Annotated in this window: 18 protein-coding genes; 10 read left to right on the forward strand and 8 right to left on the reverse strand. The window is 64.5% G+C overall.

The genetic code is table 11. From position 1 onward, the window contains the following. On the forward strand, positions 1–117 hold a 117-nt coding region (locus tag J2X56_RS25575; RefSeq protein ID WP_310163950.1), incomplete at its 5' end, for an NAD(P)(+) transhydrogenase (Re/Si-specific) subunit beta. An 85-nt stretch (positions 118–202) separates the two neighbouring features. On the opposite strand, the gene upp is transcribed toward J2X56_RS25575, so the two are convergent. From upp to J2X56_RS25600, 5 genes are all read right to left on the reverse strand, one after another. Further along, a complete protein-coding gene (gene upp / locus J2X56_RS25580; protein ID WP_006461705.1) occupies positions 203–850 on the reverse strand; it encodes a uracil phosphoribosyltransferase in 648 nt (215 codons plus the stop codon). Positions 851–961: 111 nt separating this feature from the next. Next, positions 962–2110: an FAD-dependent monooxygenase gene (locus J2X56_RS25585; protein ID WP_310163843.1), complete on the reverse strand. Its 1149-nt coding sequence runs from the start codon at positions 2108–2110 to the stop codon at positions 962–964. 107 nt (positions 2111–2217) lie between these two features. Continuing rightward, positions 2218–3564, reverse strand: a complete 1347-nt coding sequence (gene pepP / locus J2X56_RS25590; protein WP_310163845.1) for a Xaa-Pro aminopeptidase — start codon at positions 3562–3564, stop codon at positions 2218–2220. Further along, entirely contained in the window at positions 3561–4277 is a 717-nt protein-coding gene (gene murU, locus J2X56_RS25595) for an N-acetylmuramate alpha-1-phosphate uridylyltransferase MurU (protein WP_204726049.1), read from the reverse strand. Before murU ends, pepP begins: the two co-directional genes overlap by 4 nt. 10 nt (positions 4278–4287) lie before the next feature. Continuing rightward, on the reverse strand, positions 4288–5319 hold the full coding sequence (locus tag J2X56_RS25600) for an aminoglycoside phosphotransferase family protein (RefSeq protein ID WP_088754622.1): 1032 nt from the start codon (positions 5317–5319) through the stop codon (positions 4288–4290). A 97-nt stretch (positions 5320–5416) separates the two neighbouring features. Between J2X56_RS25600 and J2X56_RS25605 the strand changes: the two genes are divergently transcribed. The 9 genes from J2X56_RS25605 to J2X56_RS25645 all read left to right on the forward strand — a co-directional run bounded on the left by J2X56_RS25605 (position 5417) and on the right by J2X56_RS25645 (position 17876). Beyond that, positions 5417–7699 carry an LPS-assembly protein LptD gene (locus J2X56_RS25605; RefSeq protein ID WP_134135449.1) on the forward strand — a complete coding sequence of 761 codons (2283 nt, stop codon included), beginning with the start codon at positions 5417–5419 and terminating at the stop codon, positions 7697–7699. A gap of 25 nt (positions 7700–7724) precedes the next feature. After that, positions 7725–9224 carry a peptidylprolyl isomerase gene (locus J2X56_RS25610; protein ID WP_310163850.1) on the forward strand — a complete coding sequence of 500 codons (1500 nt, stop codon included), beginning with the start codon at positions 7725–7727 and terminating at the stop codon, positions 9222–9224. 123 nt (positions 9225–9347) lie between these two features. Then, positions 9348–10370, forward strand: a complete 1023-nt coding sequence (pdxA, locus tag J2X56_RS25615) for a 4-hydroxythreonine-4-phosphate dehydrogenase PdxA (protein ID WP_310163854.1) — start codon at positions 9348–9350, stop codon at positions 10368–10370. A gap of 26 nt (positions 10371–10396) precedes the next feature. Then, positions 10397–11179 carry a 16S rRNA (adenine(1518)-N(6)/adenine(1519)-N(6))-dimethyltransferase RsmA gene (gene rsmA, locus J2X56_RS25620; RefSeq protein ID WP_121037700.1) on the forward strand — a complete coding sequence of 261 codons (783 nt, stop codon included), beginning with the start codon at positions 10397–10399 and terminating at the stop codon, positions 11177–11179. A 163-nt stretch (positions 11180–11342) separates the two neighbouring features. Then, positions 11343–11720, forward strand: coding sequence for a hypothetical protein (locus J2X56_RS25625; RefSeq protein WP_034335597.1), 378 nt, complete (start codon positions 11343–11345; stop codon positions 11718–11720). Positions 11721–11983: 263 nt separating this feature from the next. Beyond that, positions 11984–13579 carry an EAL domain-containing protein gene (locus J2X56_RS25630; RefSeq protein WP_209568022.1) on the forward strand — a complete coding sequence of 532 codons (1596 nt, stop codon included), beginning with the start codon at positions 11984–11986 and terminating at the stop codon, positions 13577–13579. Between the two features lie 105 nt (positions 13580–13684). Next, positions 13685–14089: a lactoylglutathione lyase gene (gloA, locus tag J2X56_RS25635; RefSeq protein ID WP_039790136.1), complete on the forward strand. Its 405-nt coding sequence runs from the start codon at positions 13685–13687 to the stop codon at positions 14087–14089. A gap of 175 nt (positions 14090–14264) precedes the next feature. Beyond that, positions 14265–15548 (forward strand): chloride channel protein, encoded by a 1284-nt coding sequence (locus tag J2X56_RS25640; protein WP_209533528.1) that lies wholly within the window; start codon positions 14265–14267, stop codon positions 15546–15548. A gap of 204 nt (positions 15549–15752) precedes the next feature. Further along, a complete protein-coding gene (locus J2X56_RS25645; RefSeq protein ID WP_310163860.1) occupies positions 15753–17876 on the forward strand; it encodes a TonB-dependent receptor domain-containing protein in 2124 nt (707 codons plus the stop codon). 29 nt (positions 17877–17905) lie between these two features. On the opposite strand, the gene J2X56_RS25650 is transcribed toward J2X56_RS25645, so the two are convergent. Genes J2X56_RS25650 through gmhB form a run of 3 tightly spaced genes read right to left on the reverse strand, consistent with a single transcriptional unit; the run spans position 17906 to position 20349 of the window. Continuing rightward, a complete protein-coding gene (locus J2X56_RS25650) occupies positions 17906–18898 on the reverse strand; it encodes a M48 family metallopeptidase (protein ID WP_121037688.1) in 993 nt (330 codons plus the stop codon). 52 nt (positions 18899–18950) lie between these two features. Next, positions 18951–19736: a 1-acyl-sn-glycerol-3-phosphate acyltransferase gene (locus J2X56_RS25655; protein ID WP_121037685.1), complete on the reverse strand. Its 786-nt coding sequence runs from the start codon at positions 19734–19736 to the stop codon at positions 18951–18953. 55 nt (positions 19737–19791) lie between these two features. After that, positions 19792–20349, reverse strand: coding sequence for a D-glycero-beta-D-manno-heptose 1,7-bisphosphate 7-phosphatase (gmhB, locus tag J2X56_RS25660; protein ID WP_017451462.1), 558 nt, complete (start codon positions 20347–20349; stop codon positions 19792–19794). Between the last annotated feature and the right edge of the window lie 77 nt (positions 20350–20426).

Here is a 20426-nt window from a genome sequence, read left to right on the forward strand (position 1 = left end):
TCCATGGCAGCGGGTTATGCAGGTCTGGACAATGAACTGTTCTACATGGACAAGACCATGATGGTCTTTGGCGATGCCAAGAAGGTCATCGAAGACATGGTCAAGGCGGTGGACTGATCTTCCCCGGCCTCAATGGAAAAACGGGTTGCGCAGTGATGCGCAACCCGTTTTGTCTTGGATCCGTGAAGTCCGAAGGTGCTGCTTACTTGGTCCCGAAAATGCGGTCTCCCGCATCGCCCAGCCCAGGCACGATGTAGGCATCCTCATCCAGGTGGGAATCCAGGGAAGCGACGTAAAGCTTCACATCCGGATGCGCATCAGCGAACACCTGCACGCCTTCCGGTGCCGCGACCAGGGCCACGAAGACGATATGCGAAGCCGGCACGCCGCGCTTCTTCAGGGCATCCACCGCATAGACGGCCGAGTTGCCGGTGGCAACCATGGGGTCGCACAGGATCATGATGCGGTCCTGCAGGTCCGGCAGGCGCACCAGGTATTCCACTGGCAGGTGATTCTCGTCGCGATAGACGCCGATATGGCCCACGCGCGCCGAGGGGATTAGTTCCAGCAGGCCATCGCTCATGCCCACGCCCGCACGCAGCACCGGCACCACGGCCAGCTTCTTGCCGGCGATTACCGGCGCTTCATAGGTCACCAGCGGGGTTTCGATGGTCTCGGTGGTCAGCGGCAGGTCGCGCGTGATTTCGTAACCCATCAGCAGCGTGATCTCGCGCAGCAGGTCGCGGAAAGTGCGGGTGGAGGTGCGCTTGTCGCGCATGTGCGACAGCTTGTGCTGGATCAGCGGATGGTCGAGGATGAAGAGATTCTTGAAGCGCGGGTCTTGTTTCATGGCAAATGCGTATCTGCTGGGTGGAGCGGCGGGTGCCGCAAGTCAGCATTGTCGCATTTCCTGACCGCCTGCGCGACGCCGGGACGTCGCGCAACTGCAGCATTGTTCACCTCATCGGCGACCGAACATCATCTGTTCGGCCAGCAAGCCGCGTGCTGCCGGCAGCAGGTCGATCGCGCCCAGCGACAGGCCCAGCGCCGCCTGCAGGGGCGAACCCTGGGGCGAGCCGGCAAAGATGCGCGCCATCAGGTCGGTCAGGCGAATGGTCAGGCCGCGATCCTGCCCGCGCTGGCGCTCGAAGGCCTGCAAGGCTTCGGGAGAGACCTCGCGCGCCAGCACATCGGCCAGCACGCGGGCGTCGCGCAAGCCCAGGTTCAGGCCCTGGCCGGCGACCGGATGCAGGGTTTGTGCAGCGTTGCCGATGGCCACCACGCGCCGGCTCTGGCCGGGGCGGGCGTTCAAGCCCAGCGGGAAGGCGTGGCGTACGCTGATGCGGGTGAATCGGCCCACCCGCTCGCCGAAGGTGCGCTGCAGGGACGCGAGGAAGGCGGCATCGTCCAGTGCCAGCAATGCTTCGCCGGTGGCAGGACGTACGCACCACACCAGCGCATAGCCATCATCCTGCGGCAGCAGGGCCAGCGGGCCTTCATCGGTGAAGCGTTCAAAGGCGCGATGGGCGATCACGCCATCGGCCTGTACGTGCGCGATGATGCCCAGTTGCTGGTAGTCGCGCTGCAGGCTTTTTTGCTGCTGTTCTCCGAAGACGCCACCCTCGGCCTGGATCACCAGTTGCGCTCGCAGTACGCGTCCATCCTTGAGGGTGACGGCGACGTGGTCTTCTTCTTCCGTGATCTCCTGTGCTTCGGCGGGGCGCATCTGGGTCAGTCCCAGCGGTGCGATGGCCGAGGCAAGGGCGCGGTTGACCTCGCCATAGCGCGCCACGTAGCCCAGCGCGGGCAAGTGGTAATCCTTGCGGTCCAGCAGGGTGCGGCCGAAGTGGCCACGGCGCGAGACGTGGATCTGTTCGATGGCGGTGGCACTGCGGCCGATGGCGTCCCAGGCAGCCAGTTCATCGAGGATCTGGCGGCTGCCGTAGGAAAGGGCAATGGTGCGCGGGTCAGCGGCGGCTTGTTCAGGAGACTTCATGTCCACCAGAGCGATGCGCGCGGCGGACAACTGGCGGCGCGCCAAGAGGCCGGCCACGCTCTGGCCGACCGGGCCACCGCCGCAGATGATGAGGTCGAAATCGACGGATTCCATGATGCCGGGAAATGCCTTCTGCAGAAGATTCAGGAAGGCCTCATTGTAGCGGAGCCGCGCCGGCCGGGCTTGATCCGGCGCATGCGCGGCCCTGGGGAGACGGGCGCTTAAGCCTGGCGCATCAGCGCTTCAATGTCATCGACCTTGGTGGGCACGCCCGTGGTCAGCAATTCGCAGCCGGAGGGGGTGACGTGCGCATCATCCTCGATGCGGATGCCGATGTTCCAGAACTGCTCCGGCACGCCCTCGCCCGGACGCACGTAGATGCCCGGTTCGATGGTCAGCACCATGCCCGGCTGCAGCGTGCGCCAGGGCTTGCTGCCATCGGCGGTGGCGGGGTCGCGGTAGTCGCCCACGTCATGCACATCCATGCCCAGCCAGTGGCCGGTGCGATGCATGTAGAACTGGCGATAGTCGCCTTTTTCGATCACGTCTTCCAGCGAGCCGACCTTGGATTTGTCCAGCAAGCCGGTATCGAGCATGCCCTGCGCCAGCACGCGCACGGCGGCGTCATGGCCATCCATGAAACGTTTGCCCGGTGCGGTCTCGGCGATGGCGGCGGCTTGCGCGGCCAGCACGATCTCGTAGAGCGCCTTCTGCGGCCCGCTGAACTTGCCATTGGCCGGGAAGGTGCGGGTGATGTCGGCGGCGTAGCTGTCCAGTTCGCAGCCGGCGTCGATCAGGACCAGGTCGCCGTCCTTGATTTCGGCGTCGCCCGCGCGATAGTGCAGCACGCAGCTGTTGGCGCCGGTGGCGACGATGGAGCCATAGGCCGGATACTGCGAACCGTTGCGGCGGAATTCGTGCAGCAGTTCGGCTTCCAGGTGGTATTCACGCAGGCCGGGACGGCAGATGCGCATGGCGCGGCAATGCGCCTCGGCGGAAATGATGCCGGCGCGCTTCATCACGTCGATCTCGTAGGCGTCCTTGAAGAGGCGCATGTCATCCAGCAGCACGCTCACATCGACCACCGCGCCGGGCGCGGACACGCCGCTGCGCGCCAGCGCGCGCACGCCCTGCAGCCAGCGCTGCAACTGGGCATCGCGCTGGCCGTCCTGGCCGAGCGCGTAGTAGACGGCGCGGGCGTCGGAGAGCAGGGCGGGCATGTTCTTGTCCAGCTCCTCGATCGGATGGGCTGCATCGAGCGCGAAGAGCTGCTGCGCGGCCTGCGGGCCGTGGCGGTAGCCGTCCCAGATTTCGCGTTCCAGGTTCTTGTCGCGGCAGAACAGGATGCTGCGGTTTTCCTTGCCGGCCACCAGTACGAGTACGGCTTCGGGCTCGGTGAAGCCGGTCAGGTAGTAGAAGTAGCTGTCGTGGCGATACGGATAATCGGCATCCCGATTGCGCATCACCTCGGGCGCGGTCGGGATGATGGCCACGCCGCCCCCGGCTTGTTGCAGGCTGGCCAGGAGGCGCGCGCGGCGGGCGGCGAAGGGGGTGGCGTCGAAGCTCATGGTCGGGTTCCTTGCGGTGGCAGGTTCAGTGCTTCCAGTTGATCGATGGTGCCGACGTTGTGCCAGTCGCCGCGATACACATCGCCGCCGATGCGGCCCTGGTCGGCGTACTGGCGCAGCAGCGGCCCCAGTTTGGCGTGGCTGCCGGGCGCGATGCCGTCGAACATTTCCGGGCGATATACGCCGATGTTGGCAAAGGTCAGCTTGGGCTGGCCCTCGTTGGCGATGGCGAAGTTGTTGAGCGCAAAGTCGCCCTCGGGATGGAAGGGCGGGTTCTTGACCAGGAACAGCCAGGCCAGGTCACGCTTGTCTTGCGGCAGCGGATTGCCCCACGGGTCCTCGTCTTCCAGCACGGTCAGCAGTTCGCTGTAGTCGAAGTGCGGGCACCAGATGTCGCCGGAGACCGCTATGAAAGGTTCTTCACCCAGCAGGTGGCGGGCCTGGGCGATACCGCCTGCCGTTTCCAGCGCGGTCTTTTCGGGTGAATAAAAGAGCTTTGCGCCATAACGGCTGCCGTCACCGAGGGTGTCTTCGATCATCTGGCCCAGGTGGGCGTGATTGATGACGATCTCGGTGATGCCGGCGCGTACCAGCGAGAGGATCTGCCAGACGATCAGCGGGCGGCCGCGTACTTTCAGGAGCGGCTTGGGGCAGGTATCGGTCAGCGGACGCATGCGCTCGCCGCGGCCGGCTGCGAAGATCATGGCTTTCATGCAGGGCGCCTCAGAAGGTGTAGCCGAACTTGGGCGCGTGTTCCTGTTCGAGCTTCTCGATCAGGCGCACCAGCGGCGTGAAGGCCACGTAGCGGCGCGCGGTCTTGAGGGTGTATTCCATCACCAGCGGGATGTCCTTCAGGTAGCCATCTTTGCCGTCGCGATGCCACAGGCGCGCGAAGATCCCCAGCACCTTCAGGTGGCGCTGCAGGCCCATCCATTCGAAGTCGCGGTAGAAGGTATCGATGTCCGGCGTGACCGGCAGGCCGGCGCGGCGCGCCTTTTCCCAGTAGCGGATGGCCCAGTCCAGCACCATTTCCTCATCCCACTGGATGTAGGCATCGCGCAGCAGCGAGACCAGGTCGTAGGTGATGGGGCCGTAGACCGCATCCTGGAAGTCCAGGATGCCCGGGTTGCCCTTGGGCAGCACCATCAGGTTGCGCGAGTGATAGTCGCGGTGCACGTAGACCTGGGGCTGGGCCAGGTTGTTGGCCAGGATGGCGTCGAAGGTCTTGTCCAGCACCGCGTTCTGCTCGTCGGTGAGGGTCACGCCCAGGTGCTTGCCGATATACCACTCGCGGAACAGTTCCAGCTCGCGCAGCAGCAGCGGGCGGTCGTATTCGGGCAGGGCCTCGGGCTTGCTTTGCGCTTGTAAAAGTACCAGGGCCTCGATCGCATCCATGTATAGTGCGTGCGCGCTGTCGGCCGAGAGCTGCGACAAGTAGGTCGTGGAACCCAGGTCCGAGAGCAGCAGGAAGCCGCGCTCGGTATCCTGCGCCAGTACCTTCGGCACGGTCACCCCGGTCTCGCCGAAGAGGCCGGCGACCTTCACGAAGGGACGGACGTCCTCCTGCGGCGGCGGGGCATCCATCACGATGGCACTGCCGCCGTCGGGTGTGTCCACCCGGAAATAACGGCGGAAGCTGGCGTCGGCCGAGGCCGGGCGCAGGGTGGAGGACAGCACCGGGGTATCGGCCAGGGTGGCCAGCCAGGCTTGCAATTCGGACAGGCGGAGATCGGGGGTGGAACCAGGTGAAGACATGAACTATCTGAGGAAATCGTTTGACGAGGTTGAGTTCCCATATAATAAGGGATTAAACCCAAAAAATCCGCCTGCACGGTATCTAGCCTCTCTTTTCATGATCCGGTTTTCCAAGTCTTTCACTGAACGTACTGTCAACTGGCGGCTGGCGCGTCTGTTCTCTTCGGCAATGGTAGTGGCTTCTGCCTCGGCCCTGCTGCCGCTGTCGGTGCACGCCCAGATGAGCATGCCCACCGCTGCGCCTGCCACGCCGCCCGCACAGGACCAGGACGCCCCGGTCAATGTCAGCGCCGAGCAGATGACCGGCCGTCCCGACCGCCAGGTCAACCTGGACCGCGACGTGGAGCTGGTCAAGGCAGCGACCACCATCAAGTCCGACAAGGCCGAATACCGCATCATCCAGGATGAAGTCGAGGCCACCGGCCACGTCTGGATGCAGCGCCTGCAGGACCAGTACACCGGCGACTACGCCGAGATGAACATGGGCACCGGCGCTGGCTACGTGACCAATCCGACTTACCTGATCGGCAAGAACGGCGGGCGCGGCAAGGCCGAGCGCATCGACTTCCTGGCGGACGACCAGGCCAAGGTGACGCAGGGGACCTACAGTACCTGCGAAGCACCGGATCCCGACTGGTATCTGCGCGCCAACACCATGGACCTCGACAGCGGTCGCGATATTGGCACCATGCATGGCGGGCTGCTGTATTTCAAGGATGTACCGATTCTGGGTTCGCCCTGGATGACGTTCCCGCTGTCGGGGGAGCGCAAGTCGGGCGTGCTGCCGCCCACCATCGGCATGACCAGTACCGGTGGTGCCGAGATCTCGGTGCCTTACTACTTCAACCTGGCACCCAACTATGACCTGACGCTGGTGCCGAAGTACATCGCGCGCCGCGGGCTGCAGATGGGGGCGGAAACCCGATACATTGGCGACACCTATAGCGGTGTCACCAACGTGGAAGGCATCCAGGATCAGGTCACCGGAACCGGCCGCTATTCGCTGTCCTCGATCCACAATCAGACCTTGGCACCCGGCCTGCAGCTGGCCTGGAACCTGAACAAGGCCTCCGACGACGACTATCCGTCGGACTTCGCGCACTCAATCACGGGCAGTACGCAGCGCCTGCTGCCGCGTAACGTCAGCCTCAGCTACGCCAGCACCTACTGGAGCGTGACCGGACTGGTGTCAAAGTACCAGCTGCTGCAGGACGTCAACGCGCCGATCGGCAAGCCCTACGACCGGGTGCCGCAGATCACTTTCACGGGTAACCGCTACGACATCGGCGGATTCGACTTCAGTACCACCGCCGATTTCACCCGCTTCTCCAGCGGCGACCTGATCGGCGGCGACCGCGCCTACGTCACGCAAGCGGTGTCGTATCCCATCATCCGCCCGGGCTATTTCATCACGCCCAAGGTGATCCTGGATGCGACCAGCTACAACCTGAACAATGTCTCGGCGGGTCAGCCGACCAATCTGACGCGTACGGTGCCGACGGTATCGCTGGACTCCGGCCTGATCTTCGAGCGAGACGCCAACCTGTTCGGCCGCAGCGTGACCCAAACGCTGGAACCGCGCCTGTTCTACGTCCGTACCCCTTACCGCGACCAGTCGCAGTATCCGGTGTTCGATTCCGGCCTGGCCGACTTCAACTTCGCCCAGATCTTCACCGAGAACCGCTTCGTCGGCCACGACCGCATCAGCGACGCCAACCAGCTGACCGCCGCCGTCACCTCGCGCCTGATCGAGGAAAACGGCCTGGAGCGCCTGCGCGCGGCCATCGGCCAACGCTACTACTTTGCCGATCCCAAGGTCGGCATCAGCGGCACCACCACCACCACGCTGGGCAGCAAATCCGATCTGTTGCTGGCCTTGGGGGGGCAGATCACCCGCGAGTTCTCCACCGACAACACCGTGCAGTACAGCGAGACCCTGCGCCAGATGGTGCGTTCCACCTTCGGCATCCGCTGGCAGCCGGCCCCCAAGCGCGTGCTGAACCTGCAATACCGCCTGGACCGTACCTACATCAACCCCTACACCGGCGTGCTCGATCCGCTCAAGCAGATCGACGTGTCCGGCCAGTGGCCGATTACCCAGCGCATCTACGCCGTCGGCCGCATGAACTATTCGATTCCGGACCGCACCGTGGCCGAAGGCCTGGCCGGCTTCGAGTACAAGGCCGACTGCTGGGTCTTCCGGGTGGTGGCGCAACGCATCCCGACCTCGTCCACCAAGGCATCGACGGGCTTCTTCATTCAGCTCGAACTCAATGGCCTCTCCAAGATCGGGTCCAACCCGCTGGATGCCATCAAGAGCAGCGTGCCCGGTTACCAGAACGTGAACCTGCCGGATACCATGCCCGGCAACAACTTCTAACCTTTTTCGAACCAACGATTAGTCCATGCGTAATATGCGTACACCACTCCTCGCAACAACCAAAACAGTGACCGCGCTGCTGTGCATGCTGGGCGTGATCAGCAATGCGCATGCGCAGTTCGCGACCACCATCATCCCGGTAACCCCGCCGGAAACCACCAGCAGCGCGCCGTCGGCACCAGCCAAGGGCTCGCCCAAGGCCGCCGTCAAGCCCGCCGCCAGCAAGCCGGCCGCCCCTGCGGCGGTGCCCGCTGCCCCCGCACCGGCGGCAGCCAGCGCGCGCAATGAGCCGCGCCCGGTGGATTCCATCCTGGTGGTGGTCAACAATGAAGTCATCACCCGCAAGGAAGTCGCCGAGCGCCTGGCCAGCGTCGAGAAGCGCATGGCCGCACAGAACGTGCAGCTGCCGCCGCGCCAGCAACTGGTGCGCCAGCTGGTCGAGCGCATGATCGTCGAACGTGCCCAGGCGCAAATGGCCAAGGAAAACGGCATCGTGGTCGACGATGCCATGCTGGACCGCGCCATGCAGCGCATCGCCGAGCAGAACAAGCTGTCCATGCCGGAATTCCGCAGCCGCCTGGAGGCCGAGGGCATGAACTACGCCAGCTTCCGCGAAGAGATTCGCCGCGAAATCCTGAGCCAGCGCCTGCGCGAGCGTGAAGTGGACAACAAGGTGGTGGTCACCGAGTCCGAGATCGACAACTACCTCGCCGCCGAAGCCAATGCCGGCGGCCAGCGTCAGGAACTGGACATCGCCCAGATCCTGATCCGCGTGCCGGAAAACGCCAGCCCCGAACAGCTGGCCGCCCGCCGTGAACGTGCTGAAGACGTGCTGCGCCAGTTGAAGACCGGTGCCGATTTCGCCAAGACCGCTGCCGCTTACTCCGATTCGTCGGATGCCCTGTCCGGCGGCGACCTTGGCTGGCGTCCGGCGGACCGCCTGCCGCAACTGTTCCTGGATGGCGTGGCCAAGCTGCAGGATGGCCAGGTCAGCGGCCTGCTCAAGAGCGGCAACGGCTTCCACATCCTCAAGCTGGTCGGCCGCCGCGCCGCCGGGGGCACCCAGGCAGCCGCCCCCGCCGTGCAGCAGACCCACGTGCGCCACATCCTGATCAAGGTCAACCAGGTCGTCACCGCGGCCGAAGCCAAGCGCAAGCTGACCGAATTGAAGGAGCGCCTGGACCACGGTTCGGCTACCTTCGAGGAACTGGCCAAGCTGTACTCCAATGACCTGTCCGCCTCCAAGGGCGGCGACCTCGGCTGGATCTATCCGGGCGATACCGTGCCCGAGTTCGAGCGCGCCATGGACCAGTTGAAGCCGGGCGAAGTCAGCCAGCCCATCGAAACCCCGTTCGGCTATCACCTGATCCAGGTGGTCGAGCGCAAGACCGACGATGCCTCCAAGGAGCGCACCCGCCAGGCCGCGCGCCAGGCCATCCGTGAGCGCAAGATCGAGGAAGCCACCGAGGACTGGATGCGCCAGATCCGCGACCGCGCCTACGTCGAGTATCGCAACGACGATTGATCGCCGCACCGGCAGGGGCAGCCAGCGGGCTGTCCCCATGCGTGCAAGAGAGGCCGGCCTTGTCGCCGGCCCTTGCCTTTTTGAAGCCCGTTTTTTCCCATACAGGCCATGAGTGACACCGCCATGAACCGACCCATCCTCGCGCTGACCTGCGGCGAACCGGCAGGCATCGGTCCGGAAATTTCCCTGCGGGCCGCCTGGGAGTTGCGCCACGAAGCGCGCTGCATCCTGCTGGGTGACGCCGCCTTGCTGGCACAGACGGCCTATGAGATCGATCCGCAGATGCGGGTTGCGGCGCTCTCCATCCAGGCCTGGCGCAACAGCGGCCTGCCCGATTTTCCGGTCGATTGCCTCACCGTCATCGATTGTCCGGTGGCCGAACCGGTGCGTGCCGGCGTGCTGGATGCGCGCAATGGCCGCGCCGTGTTGCAGACGCTGGACCTGGCCGTGCAGGGCGCGCTCTCCGGCGCTTTCTCCGCCATCGTCACCGCGCCGCTGCAGAAGAGCACCATCAACGATGCCGGCGTGGCGTTCACCGGCCATACCGAATACCTGGCCGAAGTCACCGGCACGCCGCAAGTCGTGATGATGCTGGCCGGCGGCGATGCGCCGCACCTGCGCGTCGCCTTGGCCACCACGCACCTGGCCTTGAAGGATGTGCCGTCCGCGATCACCGGCGAGAGCCTGGCACGCACGCTCGACATTCTGCAAGCAGACCTGCGCGACAAGTTCGGCATCGCCCATCCGCGCATCCTGGTCACGGGCCTGAACCCGCATGCCGGCGAGAACGGCTATCTGGGCCGCGAAGAAATCGAGGTCATCACGCCCGCCCTGGAAGCGGCCCGTGCGCGCGGCATCGATGCCCGGGGACCATATCCCGCCGACACGCTGTTCCAGCCCAAGTACCTGGAAGAGGCCGACTGCGTCCTGGCCATGTATCACGACCAAGGCCTGCCGGTCCTGAAATTCGCCAGCTTCGGCCATGGCATCAACATCACCCTCGGCCTGCCCCTGATCCGCACCTCGGTCGACCACGGCACTGCCCTGGACCTGGCCGCCGCCGGCCTCGGCCACGCCGACCATGGCAGCCTGTGCGCAGCCATCCGTGCCGCTGCCGACATGGCGCGCCGCCGGGCCGCCGCCTGATATTGCAAGAACCCACTGGAACCACCATGAAACACATCCCGCGCAAACGCTTCGGCCAGAACTTCCTCACCGATGACGTGGTGCTGCACGACATCATCCGCTCCATCGCGCCCGCCGCCGACGATGCCATGGTCGAGATCGGCCCGGGCCTGGCGGCCATGACTGCGCTGCTGCTGGAAGAGTTGCGCCACCTGCACGTGGTGGAACTGGACCGCGACCTGGTCGAGCGCCTCAAGAAACGGTTCAGCGCCGAGCGCCTGACCGTGCATTCAGCGGACGCCCTCAAGTTCGACTTCGCCAGCATCCCGGTGCCGGAAGGCCGCAAGCTGCGCGTGGTCGGCAACCTGCCCTACAACATTTCCAGCCCCTTGCTGTTCCACCTGGCCGAGATCGCCCCGCAGGTGCAGGACCAGCATTTCATGCTGCAGAAGGAAGTGGTCGAACGCATGGTCGCCGAACCGGGCGGCAAGGCCTATGGCCGCCTGTCGGTGATGCTGCAGTGGCGCTATCACATGGAGTTGCTGTTCGTGGTGCCGCCGACCGCCTTCGATCCGCCGCCGCAGGTGGATTCGGCCATCGTGCGCATGATCCCGCTGGCGCAGCCCATGGCCTGCGAGCAGGCCTTGCTGGAGCAGGTGGTCACCAAGGCCTTCTCACAGCGCCGCAAGGTGATTCGCAACTGCGTGGCGGGCCTCTTCACGGAAGACGAATTGCGCCAGGCCGGCGTCGATCCGCAGGCGCGTCCGGAAGCGGTGCCGGTGGACCAGTTCGTGGCCCTGGCCAACCTGCTGGCCGCGCGCCAGGCCTGAGGCCCGTACTGGGCGTGCAATGCGGCTGTTGCACTTTATTACAGCCGCGGCGCCACCCGTAAGAACTGTAACGAAGTTTCATATTCCGTAGTTTCAAGCTGAACCTGTCTTATATTGGAATCGTGCCGCGACAGATCGCGGACTTCTTTGACAGGAGCCAATCATGGCCAGCAAAAAAATCGCATCGGTATTGATCGCCACCACTCTTCTGGCTTCGGCCGCCGTCGTCAGCACGCCTGCGATGGCGCATGACCGGGGCGGCAACGGCGTGGCGATTGCTGCCGGTATCATCGGTGCCGTCGCCATCGGATCACTGATCGCCAACTCGCAGCCGGCACCGGTCTATCAGGCCCCGCCGCAGCAGGTTTACTATGAGGCCCCGCAGCCGGTGTATTACCAGCCGCCGCAGCAGGTAGTCTACGAGCAGCCGCGCTACTACGCCCCGCCGCCGCCGCGTCCGGTGCGTTACGTGGAACGGACCGAGGTACGTACCTATCGTTACGACGACCGTCCGGACTACTACTCCTACTACGGCCGCTGATCACGGCCGATGAGCAGGGCGGAGGACCACGGTCCTTCGGCAGGACATCCGGGCGCAAGCCATCTTGAGGAAAACGGGCAACCTTGTCGGGTTGCCCGTTTTTTGTCGTGGGGCGCGGAAAAGCGGTGGTGGGCAAGCAAAGCGTCAGTAAAACGCTACATAATGACGAGCCGATTGGCATTTTGTCAGCATAATGAGGTTGATCGTTTCGTCAGAATGACGAAACAGCGCGCATTGCCAACCAGCAAGGAGATGCCCCCACGATGATGGCCCCCATCGCCGCCGATGACATCCGGACCGCCCTCGACGCCGGCCACCTCTGGCCGGCGCTGCAGCCGCTGGTGCATCTGCGCAGCGGCCGCATTGCCGGTTTCGAGATGCTGGCGCGCTGGACCTGTCCGCAGCGCGGCGTGGTCTCCCCCATCGATTTCATCGACATCGCCGAACGTGGCGGCGTACTGGATGTCCTGCTGCTCAAGTTGCTCGACACGGTGGCCGCCACCCTGCGCCACTGGCCCCCGGAGCTGCGCCTGGCGATCAACCTGTCGCCCTGCCAGTTCCTCGACGGCAGCCTGCTGGATCGTCTGGCCGCCGTGATGCATCAGCATGGCCTGCCCATGTCGCGCCTGCAGCTGGAGATCACCGAGACCGTGCTGGTGCAAGACCACGAGCGCACCTTGCAGACCATCCTGGCCGCACGCCAGGCCGGGGCCAGCCTGTCGCTGGATGATTTCGGCACCGGCTATTCCAGCCTGACGCGCCTGCAGTCCTATCCCTTCGACGAGATCAAGATCGACGCCAGTTTCGTACGCACCATGGACCAGAACCCGGACAGCTTCCGCATCGTGCTGGCGGTCGCGGGCCTGGGCCAGAGTCTCAAGATGCACGTGGTCGCCGAAGGCATCGAGACTGAACACCACGCCCATCTCCTCAAGCGCATGGGCTGCGAATTCGGGCAAGGCTTCCATCTCGGCCGTCCTGCTCCGCTGGCCGATGCGGCACGGCTGATCGGCGAGCGCGGCGTGTGGTCGCGCCTTAGCGCCGGGATCGATACCTCGCCCTTCCAGCGCTGGCACCAGCTCGATTCGCTCTATCGCAGCGCGCCGGTTGGCCTGTGCTTCCTCGATCCCTTGCTGCGCGTGGTCAGCGCCAATGCCATGATGATCGACCTGCTCGGTGGCTATGCCGGCACCGAGCTGGAGGGCAGCCCGGTCATCGACCTGCTGAACCGCAGCGAACATCGCCCGCTGCTGCAGATGGTGGCCGAGGTGGTCGACGGTGCGTCTCCTGCCGCCACGGAATTCTTCAATTCGCGTACCGGACGTACCTCATTGCTGGCCTTCCAGGTGGTGCGCAGCGACCTGGGTGAATTGTTGGGCATCTCAGGCTCGGCGGTGGACATCACGGCGCGCGTATCCGCCGAGCGCACCGTGCGCGACAGTGAAGAACATTTCCATCGGGCCATCGACCTCAGTCCCAACATCCCCTGGGCCGCCGATGCGCAAGGCGTGATCGACTACATTGGCCCGACCTTCGAATGGCAGCCCGAGCTGACCACCGCCCAGCGCCACCAGCAGTGGCTGGCGCGCATGCCCGAGGAAGACCGCTTGCGGGTGCGTCAGGAATGGCTGGCCAACCTGCCCACGGGGCGCCCCTTCCGCACCGAATTCCGCGTGCTCTGGCCGGACGGCCAATGGCGTTGGATGCGCAGCCGTGCCTCGCCCCACAGCGACAGCGAGGGCCGCATCGTGCGCTGGTACGGACTGATCGTCGACATCAGTACGGAGCGCCGCTTGCAGTACCGGATCAGCGCGCTGGAAGAGCAGATCCACCGTCTGCGCGGGACCGATCAGGACTGAGTGGTCGCGATGCTGCGGACTTGCATGGTGGGCTTTCGGCGAGCGCCCGGCAAATCGGGGATAATGTCGGCTTGCTTCACGTTAGCCATGAAAAGGAGTCGCCAAGTGAGAATGTTGCATACGATGCTGCGCGTGGGAAATCTGGACCGTTCCATCGATTTCTATACCCAGGTGCTGGGCATGAAACTGCTGCGCAGGAATGACTACCCCGACGGCAAGTTCACGCTGGCCTTCGTCGGTTACGGCGAAGAACGCGATCACACCGTGCTCGAACTGACCCACAACTGGGATACCGAATCCTATGACCTGGGCACCGGCTACGGCCATATCGCCATCGAGGTGGACGATGCCTACGCCGCCTGTGAGGCGGTCAAGGCCAAGGGCGGCGCGGTTACCCGCGAAGCCGGTCCGATGAAGCACGGCAAGACCGTGATTGCCTTCGTCACCGATCCGGATGGCTACAAGATCGAGTTCATCCAGAAGAAGGAACAATACAGCGCCGCCGACTGAGGCAAGTCGCTGTCAGCCTGCCAGCCCGCTCACGCGGGCTTTTTTCATGGTGCGGCCATGCGGCGGGATTTTCGCAGCACAGGCCGTGTCCATGAGGATGCATCGCTGCATCCACGCAAGTCTGCATCTTGCATCTTGCATCTCTGCATCAACAGAACAACAACAGGAACGCCAATTGAGCCTCTACCAACTCTCCAAAAGTCATCTGCGCCGGCTATGGGTCGAATACGGCATCCTCTGGAGCGGTGCCATCATCGTCGGCCTGGTCGCGGTGCTGTATGCACAGGCCATCGAACTCGGCTTCGGTGTCTTCCGCAGTATCGAACACAGGTCGCCCTGGCTGCCGCTGCTGCTCACGCCCGCTGTCTGTGCCGCCTGCGTGTGGCTCACGCGCCGCTACTTCCCCGGCTCGGAAGGCAGCGGCATCCCGCAGGCCATTGCTACCCTGCATGGGGATACCGCTGAACGCGGCAGCGTGCTGCTGTCCATCCGCGTGCTGGCCGGCAAGATCGTGCTGTCGGTGGTGGCCATCGCGGGCGGCATGACCATCGGGCGCGAAGGACCGACGGTGCAGATCGGTGCGGCCATCATGTACAACCTGCGCCGCCTGTATCCGACCGGATACGAGCACATGGAACGCCGCCTGATCCTGGCTGGCGCCGCCGCCGGCCTGGCGGCGGCCTTCAATACGCCGCTGGCCGGCATCGTCTTCGCCATCGAGGAACTCTCGCGCAGCTTCGAACAGCGCGCCAGCGGCGTGGTCATCACCACCATCATCTTCGCCGGCCTGGTGGCGCTGTCGATCAATGGCAACTACACCTATTTCGGCTCGATTGCCTTCCCTGGCGAAACCAGCGGCCGCCTGATCCTTGCCGTGATCGTGACCGCGGTACTGATGGGCGTGGCCGGCGGACTGTTCTGCTGGCTCATCCTCAATCCCACCCGCTGGATTCCTGCCCCCGTCGTGACGCTGCGCGCCGAACGTCCGGTGGCGTTCGCGGCGCTGTGCGGTTTCATCGTCGCGGTCATCGGTGTGGCCGCCGGCGGGGCCACCTTCGGCAGCGGCTACGAACAGGCGCATGGCCTGCTCAACGACGGGCAGGGGCTGTCGGTGTTCTATCCCTTCCTCAAGTTCGCTTCCATGATCGGCTCCTACCTGCCGGGCCTGCCGGGCGGCATCTTCGCGCCTTCGCTGTCCATCGGCGCCGGCTTCGGCAACCTGCTGCACCTGCTCTTCGGCGGCACCTCGCTGCCGATGCTGGTGGCGCTGGCCATGGTGGGCTACCTCGCGGCCGTCACGCAATCGCCGATCACCGCCTTCGTGATCGTGATGGAAATGGTCGACGGCCATGCGCTGGTGATCTCGCTGATGGCCACCGCGCTGATCGCCTCGGCGGTCTCCAAAGTATTCGCACCGCCGCTGTACGAAACGCTGGCCGAACGTTATCTCAAGCACTGACGCTACACATCGTCGAAAGGCTGCGTCAATTTGACGCAGCCGCCGACACCCGCTCCCCGGGCAGCTGCGCGCCGCCTTCGTCATTCTGTCGTGCCGCGCGCGACAATATGTCGCACTCCCTCGTCGTTTTGCTTGGCCATAATCGCCCGCTGTACTTGCCTGCACAGACAGGCAGACCGATAACGACAACCCCTGGGGATTTCCATGCAACTCACTCCTTGTGCCTGCGCCATCGCGCTGGCGTTCAGCGCTTGCGGCCATGCCCTGGCCCAGACCACTTCTGATGCGGCCGATGCGCCCCTGCCGACCGTCACCGTGCGCGGTGACAAGCCTGCCGCAACGGCCCCGCTCAACGCCGACAGCGCTGCGCTGCTGGCCGATCAACCCGGTTACGCCAGCGCGGCAGCAGGCGGCGTTTCGGCGCTGCCGGTCCTCAATGGCTTCGCTGCCGACCGCCTCAAGATCCGCCTCGATGGCATGGAGGTCACCGCCGCCTGTGGCAACCAGATGAACGCACCCATGTCCTACATGCCGCCCGCGCAGGTCGGGATCACGCGCGTGATGGCCGGCATCACGCCGGTCAGCGTGGGTGGCGACAGCATCGGCGGCACCATCGAACTGGCGTCGCCGGCACCGCAGTTCGCGGCACAGCCCGGCGAGCTGTTGACCAAGGGTGGCTTCTCGGTGGCCGCCCGCAGCGTCAATTCGGAAGTGTCGGCGTCGGTGGAGGGCACGGTGGCCAGCGACAGTCTCTCGGTCCATTACGTGGCCAGCCAGTCGCGGGCCGAGAGCTACGTCAACGGCCGTGGCGACAAGGTGCTGGGCAGCCAGTTCGAGAGCAACAACCACGCGGTGACGGTGGCCGCACGCGGCGACGGGCAGCAACTGGTGTTCAAGGCCGGGCAGCAGTACATCCCTTACCAGGGCTTCCCGAACCAGTACATGGACATGACCGGCAACCGCTCCACCTTTGCCAACCTGGGCTATGAGCGCCGCTTCGACTGGGGCAAGCTGCTGGGCCGCGTGTACTGGCAGCGCACCGAGCATGAGATGGGATTTTTCAGCGCGGAACGCACCGGCACCATGCCCATGCAGACACAGGGCCGTGATCTCGGTTACACGCTGCGCGCCGATATCGACCTCGCGCCGGAGGGCCGCAGCGTACTGCGCGTGGGCAACGAGTACCACAGCTTCCATCTGGATGACGACTGGCCGGCCGTACCTGGCTCGATGATGATGGGCCCACGGACCTATGTGAACATCAACGACGGCAAGCGCGATCGTTACGCCCTCTTCGCCGAGTGGGAAGGCAAGTTGAATGAACGTTGGAGCACGATCGTGGGTGTGCGCGACGAGTTGGTCAAGACCGATGCCGGCAACGTGCAGTCCTATGGCACCAACATGATGAACATGGCTGACCTGACGGCGGCCAATGCCTTCAATGCCCGCGGCCACGCGAAGACCGACAACAACATCGACCTCACCGCACTGGCGCGCTTCACGCCCGACGCCGGGCAGACCTGGGAGGTGGGCTATGCCCGCAAGACGCGTTCGCCCAATCTCTACGAGCGCTACACCTGGGGCCGCGGCACCATGGCCATGACCATGACCAACTGGTTCGGCGATGGCAACGGCTATGTCGGCAACATCGATCTCAAGCCGGAAGTGGCGCATACCCTCTCGGCCACCGCTGACTGGCATGCGGCCGACAAGGACGGCAACGAACCGCGCTGGTTCTTCAAGCTGACACCGTATTTCAGCTACGTCGAGAACTACATCGATGCCGACGTCATCGGCCGCTTCAATCCCTACAGCGTCAGCACCGCATCCGGTGCGCTGCTGCAATTCGCCAATCACGATGCCCGTCTCTATGGCATCAACGCCTCGTGGAAGTGGCCGCTGTTGCGTACCGCCGGACTGGGGGACATCGCCTTCACCGGCAAGGCCGGCCTCACGCGCGGCAAGCGTGTCGATGGCGGCAACCTCTATCACATGATGCCCTTCAACGTGCTGGCCGCGCTGGAGCAGCAGCAAGGCGCGTGGACCAACCGCGCTGAAGTGAATTACGTCGCACGCAAGACATTGGTGGACAGCAACCGCCTGGAGCCCGTGACCGCCAGCTATACCGTCTTCAACCTGCGCAGCAGCTATCAGTTCAACCAGGCCATCAGCGTCAGCGCAGGCATCAGCAATCTGTTCAATCGCAACTATGCGGATGCGCTGGGCGGGGTCTACCTGTCGGGATTGGCCAAGACCAAGAGCGGCAGCCTGCAAGCCTTGCCGGGCTATGGGCGCTCGCTGGACGTGGGTGTGAACGTGCGCTTCTGAGCGAGTGAGGGAGGGCCGGACCCGGCCGGTCAGAAGATCGGCATGGTCTCGGCTGCGCTGTCGCGCAAGGCTTTCTTGGCCGATTCGAATTCGGGGAAGATCGATTGCACCGTGGCCCAGAAGCGCGGGCTGTGGTTCATCTCGCGCAGGTGCGCCAGTTCATGCGCGATCACGTAATCGATCAGCGGCAGGGCGAAATGCATCAGCCGCCAGTTCAGGCGGATGCGTGCATCCGACGTGCAGGAGCCCCATTGCGTGGTGGCCGAGGACAGTGCGTAGGAGCGATATTGCACGCCCAGCTTCTCGGCATAAATCATGAGCCGCTTGCCGAACAGTTCTTCGGCGCGCGCCTGTAGCCAGCCCTGCACGCGATCCTTCAATTGCTGCTCGCCGGCGTCGGCCGGCAGGCTGATGTTGAGTTCGCGCGTGACTTCGTCGAGGAACACCGCCTGGCGCTGGCCGGTGCGGATGCGCAGCGTGATCTCGGCACCCAGATAGGGCAGGGTGGCGCCATCGCGCCATTGCATCTGCGGTTGCAGGCGACGCGCCGAACGCTCGCGGCGCTCGTTGAGCTTGGAGAGGATCCAGCGCTGCTTCTCGCGGATGGCGTTGTCGATCTCGGCCAGCGTGACCCACTTGGGCGCGGTCACGCGCAGGCCTTCATCACTGACCAGGAAACCGATGGTGCGGCGCTTGGAACGCAGCAGTGCGAAATCGATGGTGTGCTCGCCCAGCTGGATGCGGCGCTTGCCATCGGCCGGACGGGCCGTGGTCGGCGGGGCCAGCAGCGGGCTGGGAGGTGAGGGTGATGCGGGTGATTCGGGAATCAGGGGCGGCGGCAGCGGAGCCGCATGGACGACCGGATGCGGTGTCACGATGAGCGGCGGCTGCACCGTAGGTGAAGGCAACGCCGGACCCGGATCGACGGGCGCCGCTGCCGGCGCAGCGGCGGGCGCGCCAAACAAATCCAGTTGCAGCGAGAGCTGGTCGGGATTGGGTTTGGGTTTGCGGAGCAGTATCAAGGCAGTCGCGGCGTCCTGTGTTGCTGTTGGCCAAGGAGTTGGCCGCGCGGCATTACTGCGATGCAGTCGTGGCGGCCGGCCGGGGCGCGCTGTTTTTGTAGACGTCCGGCGAAATCACGCGCATCTCGGATTCTATCCAATTTTCGACGCGCTCGTTCAATTCCTGGGGATTCAGGCCTTCCGGCGAAATCGGCTTGCCGATCGAGACCGTGATGACGCCCGGCTTCTTGACGAAGCTGCCCTTGGGCCAGCACTCGCCCGAGTTCACCGCCACCGGCACCACCAGCGTATTGGTTTCCACCGCCAGGCGCGAACCACCGGCCTTGTACTTGCCCTGCGAGCCCACGGCGGTGCGCGTACCTTCCGGGAACATCATGATCCACTGGCCATCGCGCAGGCGGCGGCGGCCATGTTCCAGCACTTGCGCAAAGGCGTCGCGGCCTTTCTTGCGATCGATCGGAATCATGCGCAAGAGCCCGATGCCCCAGCCGAAGAAGGGAATGTAGGTCAGTTCCTTCTTGAACACGAACACCAGCGGACGCGGCATGTTGATGACGTAGAAGATGGTTTCCCAGGCCGATTGGTGCTTGGAGAGCAGGATCACCGGCGCATCGGGCAGGTTCTCGGTGCCGCGCATTTCGTAGCGGATGCCGCAGATCACGCGCGCGGTCCAGATCACGAACACGTTCCAGCGCGAAGTCCACCAGTAGCGCTGGGCGTAAGGGAAGGGGGCCGACAGCAGGCAGGCGAAGGACCAGATGATGGTGGCCACGGCCATCAGGACCATGAAGACCACCGAACGCAGAATCAGGACAAGGCGCAAAATCGTTTCTCCCATGCCGAAGCATGTTGTTGTAATGAATGGGGTTGGCTGCGCGGTCGCAGTGACGGCACTATACCGAGACCCCGACCGGCGACTTCAGAATGAAATCAACCACTGCCGATAAATCCGGAAAAACCAGCGTGCCCGGCGGCAAGCCGCCCTTGGCCTGGGTCTTCTCGCCCTTGCCGGTCAGCACCAGGTAGGGCGCACAGCCGGCCACATAGCCCGCCTGCAAGTCGCGCAGCGAATCGCCTACGGTCGCCACACCGCCGCGCAGGCTGATGTTGAAGCGCTTGGCGATCTCGTGGAACATGCCCGGCTTGGGTTTGCGGCAATCGCAATTGTCATCGGCCGAGTGCGGGCAGAAGAACACCGCATCGATATCGGCACCGGCCTGCTGGGCCGCATTGTGCATCTTCTGGTGAATGGCGTTGAGGGTCTTGATGTCGAACAAGCCGCGCGCCACGCCGGACTGGTTGGTGGCCACCACCACGCGATAGCCGGCCTGGTTCAGGCGCGCGATCGCTTCCAGCGAACCCTTGATGGGGATCCACTCGTCGGGCGACTTGATGAAGGCATCGGAATCCTGGTTGATGACGCCATCGCGGTCGAGAATGATCAGTTTCATTCCTGCTTTCCTTCATGAATACCGCCGCGCCAGGACAAGCCCGTGCGCGGCGGATCGGTGTTGCGTGTACGACAGCC

The sequence above is a fragment of the Herbaspirillum sp. 1173 genome (assembly GCF_031455335.1).
Taxonomy (GTDB): Bacteria; Pseudomonadota; Gammaproteobacteria; order Burkholderiales; family Burkholderiaceae_D; genus Herbaspirillum; species Herbaspirillum huttiense.